Source organism: Microbacterium sp. 13-71-7, from assembly GCF_002257455.1.
In the GTDB taxonomy this organism is placed as follows: domain Bacteria; phylum Actinomycetota; class Actinomycetes; order Actinomycetales; family Microbacteriaceae; genus Microbacterium.
The window spans coordinates 1-7,669 of the sequence record NZ_NCKN01000197.1; the positions used below are offsets into that span (position 1 = coordinate 1).

Below are 7,669 nucleotides of genomic sequence, written 5' to 3' on the forward strand. Positions count from 1 at the left end.
GCGCCGCCGCGCCCGCCCGCCTGCTCGCGACCTTCGCGCCCGCCGTCCTCGACGGCGCCGACCAGGGGGATCCGGCCGCCGTCGCGATCCGCGACCGTGCGGCCGGCCTTCTCGGCGACACCGCGCTCGCCGCATCCGGAGGCACCTCCGTGGTCGCCCTGCACGGAGGCCTGACCGCGCACGACGGGTTCCGCGCCGCGGTCTCGTCCGCGCTCGAGACCAGGGGGCTGGAAGCAGTGCCCGCCCGCGGCGATGCGCTGGACGGCGCCGCCATGATCGCCGAGGGCCGCGCCCCTCTCCACGAAAGGTTCGTGCACCGTGCCGAATGAGACCGCGTCGAATGCCATCCCGACGGACGACGCCCGCCTGGCGGCACTGATCGGGGAGCTGTCCCACCTCTCGACCGAGCAGGCGGACACCTCGCGCGGCGATCTCGACCTGCTGCCCACGCTCGAGCTGGTGCGGGCGATGAACGCCGAGGACCGGCGCGTCCCCGAGGCGATCGCGGCGCAGGCCGAGCGGATCGCCGACGCGGTGGACGGCATCACGGAGCGGTTCCGCCGCGGCGGACGGCTGATCTACATCGGTGCGGGGACCGCGGGTCGGGTCGGGGTGCTGGACGCCTCCGAGTGCCCGCCGACGTTCGGCACGGATCCCGGGATGGTCGTCGGGCTCATCGCCGGCGGCGAGGTCGCGATCCGCGACGCCGTGGAGAACGCGGAGGACGACGACCGCGCGGCCGCGGAGTCCCTGCGCGGCCTCGGGCTGAACGAGGACGACACGGTGGTCGGGATCTCCGCGTCGGGGCGCACGCCCTATGTGCTGGGCGGGCTCGCGTACGCCCGAGAGGCGGGCGCGTTCACCGTCGCGATCGCCGCCAACGCCGGATCCGCGATCGGCGCCGCCGCCGACGTGCCCATCGAGGTCGTCGTGGGTCCCGAGTTCGTGACCGGATCCACCCGGCTCAAGGCGGGCACGGCGCAGAAGCTCGTCGTGAACATGCTCTCGACGCTCTCGATGATCCGACTCGGCAAGACCTACCGCGGCGTCATGGTCGACCTGCAGGCCACGAACGAGAAGCTGCGGGCGCGCTCGGTGCGCACGCTCATCCAGCTCAGCGGCGCGGCGCAGGACGACGCGGTGCGCGCGCTCTCCGAGGCCGGCGGATCCGTCAAGCTCGCGCTGCTGATGCTCTTCTCGGGCGCCTCCGCCGAGGTCGCCGCCCCGGCTCTGGCCGCATCCCACGGCATCCTCCGCGACGCGATCGCCGCCCTGGGCTGAGCCCTCTGCCCGGGGCCGGCCCCGCTGACGTCGCTGATGGCCTCGCTGGATCCGTTCCCGTCGCAATGGATGCCGTTTTGACGGACGAATAGCGACGTTCTTTGCGACGGGAGCATCCTGTGGCGACCGCATTCGCGACGTGAGGATCCGTCGCGATCGCATTCGCGACGGGAGGGGTGCGGACTTCGCGACGCGAGCGTACGGCCGAGTCGCCGGCTGATGAGGTCGCTGGATCCGCTCCCGTCGCAATGGATGCCGTTTTGACGGACGAATAGCGACGTCTTTTGCGACGGGAGCGTCCTGTGGCGACCGCATTCGCGACGGGAGGGGCTCCGACTGCCGTGCATGAGGGCCGTCCGCTACCGGGCCGCCAGCCGGACGCCGCCGCTACCAGGCCAAGCACTACCAGGCCGCCAGCCGGACGCCGCCGCTACCAGGCCAAGCACTACCAGGCCGCCAGCCGGACGCCGCCGCTACCAGGCCAACCCCTACCAGGCGAACCGCTAACGGGCCGCCGGGCGGACGGCGAACCAGGCGATCAAGGCGGCGACCAGGGCGGCGGCGGCCATCGTGACGCCCATGGTCACCGCGGTCGCGCCGCCGATGCCGACCGCGAGCGGGGACAGGAGCGGGCCCACCAGGAACGTCGACATGCCCAGCAGCGCCGACGCCGTGCCGGCACGGGCGCCGTGGTGCGCGAGCGCGAGCGTCGACGCGTTCGGCCCGCCGAGTCCCGCGCAGAGCATGAACCCGATGAGCGCGCCGGCGACGCCCCACAGCCCCGCCCCGAGCAGCGCGAGTGCGGCGAGCACGGCGGTCGCGAGCGCGGTCGCCGTGACACCCAGCAGGTAGACGCGCAGCGGGCCGACGCGGCGCACGATCAGCCGGCTCGCCTGGCTGCCGGCGATGTGGGCGAGCGCGCCGAGGGCGAAGGCGAGGCTGAAGCCCTGCGGATCCAGCCCGAACTCGTCCTGCAGCACGAACGGGGTCAGGGACAGGTAGGTGAAGAACGCCACGCCGCCGCCGGCTCCGGCGCACAGCACCGCGACGAACAGGCGATCCCGCAGGACCGCGCCGGTGTGCGCTCCCAGCTCGCGCACGCCGCCCGCGTGCCGGTCGGACGGATCCAGCGTCTCCGGCAGGGCGAGGAGCACGACCAGCAACAGGGCGACGCCGATGCCCGCGAGCACGCCGAAGATGCCGCGCCAGTCCATGATCCGCGCGAGCTGACCGCCCACGACGGGCGCGATCACGGGGGCGGCGCCGGAGACGAGGAACAGCAGGGACAGCATGCGGCTGAGCTCCGCGCCCGAGAACTGGTCCCTGGCGACGGCGAGGCAGATCACGATGCCGGCGGATCCGGCGAGGCCCTGCAGGAAGCGGGCGACGAGCAGCACCTCGATCCCCGGAGCGAGCGCGCACACCAGTGACAGCACGGCGAAGGCGCAGACGCCGACGAGGAGCGGACGGCGTCGGCCGAAGCGGTCGCTGAGCGGGCCCGCGGCGAGCTGGCCGAGCCCGAGGCCCACCATGCACGCCGACATCGTGGTCTGCGCGAGCGCGTCACTCGTGCCGAGTGCCGTGGCGAGCTGCGGCAGCTGCGGCAGGTACAGATCCATCGACAGCGGACCGAACGCCTCCAGCAGCCCGAGCACGAGCATCGCGCGCAGCGTCCCCATGCGCGGGCGGGCGAGCACCTCGCTCATCCGCCGAGGCGCAGCACGCGGCGCAGCCAGCTCTCGCGCGCGGCGTTCGCCGCCAGGGACACCACGGCGTCGGGCGAGAAGCCGTGGAAGCCGTGATAGCCGCCGCCCCAGACGTGCAGTTCGGCCTGGCCGCCCGTGGCCCAGATCCGGGAGGCGTAGTCCGCGGCCTCGTCGCGGAACGTCTCCGCCGCGCCCACCTCGATGTACGCCGGGGGGAGGCCGGAGAGATCGGTGGCGCGAGCGGGCGCCGTGTAGGGCGAGACCCGGTCGGTGAACCTGTCGGCGCCCGCGATCGCCGTCCACGCGGTGTCGTTGTTGTTGCGATCCCAGGCGCCGATGCCGTCGTACTGGCGGGCCGACACGGTCTCGTTGCGGTCGTCGAGCATCGGGCAGCCGAGCAGCTGCCCCGCCAGGCGCGGACCGTTGCGATCGCGCGCCAGCAGCGCCACGGCCGCGGAGAGGCCGCCTCCGGCGCTCTGCCCCGAGGCGAGGATCCGCGTCGGGTCGATGCCGAGCTCATCGGCCTGCACGGCCATCCACCGGAGTGCGGCGTAGCAGTCCTCCGCCTGCGCCGGGCCGGGGTGCTCCGGGGCGAGGCGGTACTCGACGGCGACGCCCACGACGCCGTGCCGCTCGGCGAGGTCGATGAGCTCCGGTGTGCCGAAGAAGCGCGTGCCGAGCACCATGCCGCCGCCGTGGATGGACAGCACGGCGGGCGCCGGATCCGCCGTCCGGCGGGCGGGACGCACGATCGTGACGTCGAGGTCCGGGGCGCCGGGAGGGCCGGGGATGACCCGGTCCTCCCAGGTCACGGCCCTGCCCTCGGCCTGCACCGCCATCGGCGGGATGATCGTCGCGAAATGGGCGCGGTTCTGCAGGATCGTGTCGGCGCGCAGCGGGATGACCTCGACGAGGTCGAGGAACGCCGCGAGCCCGTCCACGAGCTCGGGGTCGTACGGCACGCGGGCGAGGGGGCCGGCGGTCCTCCCGGTCGTCATCGGGTGCCCCAGATGCGGCGCAGCCAGCTCGCCCGCGCGGCGAGCGCCGCCCGGGAGATCTCGGCCTCCGGCATGTACATGTCGAATCCGTGCGCGCCGCCGCCCCAGACGTGCAGCTCGGCCTGTCCGCCCGTGGCCCAGATCCGCAGCGCGTACTGGGTGTCCTCGTCGCGGAACATCTCGGCCTCGCCGACCTCGATGTACGCCGGGGCGAGGTTCGCGACGTCGGCCGCGTGCGTCGGTGCGGCGTAGCCGGAGACCTCGGGGCTGAACGCGAGCTCCTCGCCGAACAGGCACGACCAGGCGAGCAGGTTCGCCTCGCGCTGCCAGGTGCCGATCCCGTCGTACTGCAGGCTCGACACCGTCGTGTTCGTGTTGTCGAGCATCGGGCACAGCAGCAGCTGTCCGGCGAGGACGGGGCCGCGGCGGTCGCGGGCGAGCAGGGCGACGCCGGCGGCGAGGCAGCCGCCCGCGCTTCCGCCGCCGACGATGATCCGGTCGGGATCCACGCCGAGCTCCGCGGCGTGCGCATGCAGCCAGAGCAGCGCGGCGTAGCAGTCCTCGAGTCCCGCAGGCGAGGGGTGCTCCGGCGCGAGCCGGTACTCGACGTTGACCGCGACCACCCCGTGCTCCGCCACGATGTCGACCACGCGCCCGGTCTCCCAGCTGCGGTGCCCGACGATCTGTCCGCCGCCGTGGATGTTCAGGTATGCGGGACGACTCCGATCCGCGGGCGCTTCGGCGGAGGTGCGCGGCCGGAAGACGGTGACCTCGATGTCGGGCGCGCCGGCGGGGCCGGGGACGATCCGGTCCTCCCACTCGATCGCGCGGCCGGCGATCACGGTGTCGTTGTCGGGGAACATCGTGTCGGTGCCCTCACGGGGGAGGGTCTCCCGGGTGAGGGCGGGCTGCGGGTTCTGCGCGATCGCGTCGAGGACGATCTGCACCTCGGGGTCGAACGGGACGGGTGCGACGGTCGGGTGCCCTGCGGCGATGACGGTCATGCGGTGAGTTCCTTCTCTTCGGGTGATCCCGAGGTCGTCGAGCGAGGACGGCGACGCCGTCCAGGTCGACACGCGGTTCGGCACGAGGGCTCCGCGTCTCGTCTCGCCTGCGGCTCGCTCGGCGACCCCGGAAGGGGGGACAGGTCAGGGGCCTTCCGGATCGACCGCGTCGCGGTCGGCCCAGAACGGTGCGACGAGCCGGCGCAGTTCCTCCGCGCCGACCTGGTCGACGAGCGCGGCCGCGTCGAGGTTCGCGCGCAGCTGCGCGACGCTCGATGCGCCGAAGAGGGTCGTGGTCAGGGCGGGATGCGTGAGCGTGAACGCGATCCCGAGCTGCGCCGGGGTGACCCCGAGCGATGCGGCCAGTGCCGTGAACGCGGGCACGTCGTCGATGATGCGCTTCCGGATCCCACCCGGATCCCGGCCGATCTGCCGGTCGCCGTTCACCTTCCCGGCGAGCACGCCGCCCTCCAGGCAGTCCGAGGCCTGCAGCGTCAGGCCCTGCTCCCAGAGGCGCGCGAAGGGTGCGCCGTCGGGGATGGAGCGGCGCGAGACGCTGTACTTCAGCTGCGCGATCTGCGGACCCGGGACGCCTTCGACGGCGGCGATGTCGATCAGGGTCTGGATCGAGGTCGCGGACCAGTTGTTCACTCCCCAGGCGCGGATGAGTCCGCGGTCCGCGAGGTTGGCGAGGTCGAGCACCAGGTCGCGCAGCTCCAGATCGTCCCGGCGCAGATCGCCGAAGATCACCAGATCCGCGTGCTCGACGCCGACCCGGAACAGCGCGTTCTCGAGCTGCGGGCGGAAGCCGTCCGCGTCGAAGGCCTCCAGCCACAGCTTCGACGAGAGCAGCCATTCGTCCCGCCGCAGGCCCGCGGCGCGCACCATGGCGCTGAAGATGACGTCGGTGAACGCCGGGGGCATCCCCGGCCCCGTGTACACGCCGACGTCGAAGAGGTTCACGCCCCGGTCGACGGCTTCGCGGAGCATGGCCGTGGCGTCGCCGAAGTCCATGCGGTCGTAGGTGTGCCAGGATCCGAGCGAGAACAGCGATGCGGCGATGCCGCTCGTGCCGATCTCCCGCCGGGGCAGGGTCGTCGTATCGGGGTTCATGGTCGCGGTCTCCTTCACAGACGGGGGTCGATGACGGCCTTGACCTCATCGAGCTGGTGCATGTTCGCGATCTTCTCGGAGGCCTGATCGAGTCCGACGGGTGCGCTGAACAGGTCGTCCCAGGGGAAGCGGCCGGCGAAGGCCTGGAAGAAGTCGATCGAGCGGGCGTAGTCGGCGATGTCGCCGTTGAGCGAGCCGACCATGGTCAGCTCCTTGCCCATGAGGGTGCTCACCGGGAAAGGGTCGCCGACGGGGCCGGTGGATCCGACGATCACGACGGTGCCGCGCTGCGCGGCCATGCCGACGGCGTCCGGTCCCACGCTCGGCGCTCCGGCGAAGTCGAACACGTGGTCCGCGCCGTGGCCGTCGGTGAGTTCCGAGACCAGCGCGACCACGGGGCCGTCACGGAAGTCGACCACCGCGTCCGCGCCGAAGCGCGCCGCGAGCTCGAGCCGGGCGGCCGGCGCGCCGACGGTGATCACGCGTCCTGCTCCGGAGATCTTCGCGACGGCGGTCGCGAAGATGCCGAGCGCGCCCGCGCCCTGCACGACGACCGTGGAGCCGGGCCTGATGCGCCCGCCGCGCTCGAAGGCGCGCAGCACGGTCTTCGCCGCGCAGCCGGCCATCGAAGCCCAGGTGTCCTTGACCGCCTCAGGCAGGAGCAGTTTGGCGGCGCCAGGCGTGACGTACGCGTACTCGGACAGGCCTGCCGTCGCATAGGGCGGCACGTCGGAGCGCTGCAGGAAGCCGTAGCCGCGACGGGAGCAGTGCACGGGCTCGCGCAGCACGACGCAGCCGTAGCATTCGCCGCACGTCGACTCGGACCAGCCGATCCGGTCCCCGAGGTTCAGCGGGCGGCCGAGCGCGTCGACGGTGCCCTCTCCGAGGGCGACGATCTCGCCGACCATCTCGTGTCCGAGCACCATCGGCAGCATGCCGGGGAAGGTCATCCGCCCTTCCCAGATCTCGATGTCGGTGCCGCACAGGGTCGAGCACGCGATGCGCACGAGGGCGGCGCCCGGGGCGATCTCGGTGGGGAGCGGCAGCTCCTGCAGGGTGAGCGGCGCGCCGTGCTCGGTGAGCACGGCCGCGCGGGTGGCGGTGGGGAGGGTCATGCGGGTCCTTCCGGTTCGGAGAGCACGTCAGACGAGGAGCTGGCCGCCGTCGACGGGGACGGAGACGCCGGTGATGTGGCTCGCGGCGTCGCTCGCGAGGAAGACGACGAGCGGGGCGACCTGCTCGACCTCGGCGATCGTGCCGAGCGGGATGCGGGCCTCCCACGCGGCGCGCGCCTGCGGGTCGGTGGCGAACCCCGCGGTGAGCGGGGTGAGGATCGGGCCGGGGGCGACGGCGTTCACGCGGATCCGGCGGCCGGCGAGCTCGATCGCGGCGGTGCGGGTCATCGCGTCGACGGCGGCCTTGGTCATCTCGTAGTGGCCCATGCCAGGGGTGGGCTGGCGTCCGCCGATCGAGGAGGTGTTCACGATCGCGCCGCCGTCGGGCAGGCGGGGCGCGAACTCCCGGAGCATGAGGAACGTGCCTCGGATGTTCACGGCCACGGCGGCGT

Annotated in this window: 7 protein-coding genes and 1 pseudogene; 2 read left to right on the plus strand and 6 right to left on the minus strand. The window is 73.1% G+C overall.

Translation table 11 applies throughout. The features are described from left to right. Positions 1–329: pseudogene (locus tag B7X32_RS16070) on the plus strand (ATPase); the annotation flags it as partial. After that, positions 319–1,281 carry an N-acetylmuramic acid 6-phosphate etherase gene (murQ, locus tag B7X32_RS16075; RefSeq protein WP_292721822.1) on the plus strand — a complete coding sequence of 321 codons (963 nt, stop codon included), beginning with the start codon at positions 319–321 and terminating at the stop codon, positions 1,279–1,281. The pseudogene B7X32_RS16070 and the gene murQ, both read left to right, overlap by 11 nt. Positions 1,282–1,784: 503 nt before the next feature. Here murQ and B7X32_RS16080 read toward each other — a convergent pair. The 6 genes from B7X32_RS16080 to B7X32_RS16105 all read right to left on the minus strand — a co-directional run. After that, complete coding sequence (locus tag B7X32_RS16080) at positions 1,785–2,987, minus strand: multidrug effflux MFS transporter (protein ID WP_292721825.1); 1,203 nt, start codon at positions 2,985–2,987, stop codon at positions 1,785–1,787. Next, positions 2,984–3,985 carry an alpha/beta hydrolase gene (locus tag B7X32_RS16085; RefSeq protein WP_292721828.1) on the minus strand — a complete coding sequence of 334 codons (1,002 nt, stop codon included), beginning with the start codon at positions 3,983–3,985 and terminating at the stop codon, positions 2,984–2,986. Before B7X32_RS16085 ends, B7X32_RS16080 begins: the two co-directional genes overlap by 4 nt. Beyond that, positions 3,982–4,989: an alpha/beta hydrolase gene (locus B7X32_RS16090; protein ID WP_292721831.1), complete on the minus strand. Its 1,008-nt coding sequence runs from the start codon at positions 4,987–4,989 to the stop codon at positions 3,982–3,984. Before B7X32_RS16090 ends, B7X32_RS16085 begins: the two co-directional genes overlap by 4 nt. A gap of 144 nt (positions 4,990–5,133) precedes the next feature. Beyond that, positions 5,134–6,102 (minus strand): aldo/keto reductase, encoded by a 969-nt coding sequence (locus B7X32_RS16095; protein WP_292721834.1) that lies wholly within the window; start codon positions 6,100–6,102, stop codon positions 5,134–5,136. Between the two features lie 14 nt (positions 6,103–6,116). Next, positions 6,117–7,217: a zinc-binding dehydrogenase gene (locus B7X32_RS16100; protein ID WP_292721837.1), complete on the minus strand. Its 1,101-nt coding sequence runs from the start codon at positions 7,215–7,217 to the stop codon at positions 6,117–6,119. A gap of 27 nt (positions 7,218–7,244) precedes the next feature. After that, a partial coding sequence (locus tag B7X32_RS16105) for an SDR family oxidoreductase (protein ID WP_292721840.1) occupies positions 7,245–7,669 on the minus strand: 425 nt, incomplete at its 5' end.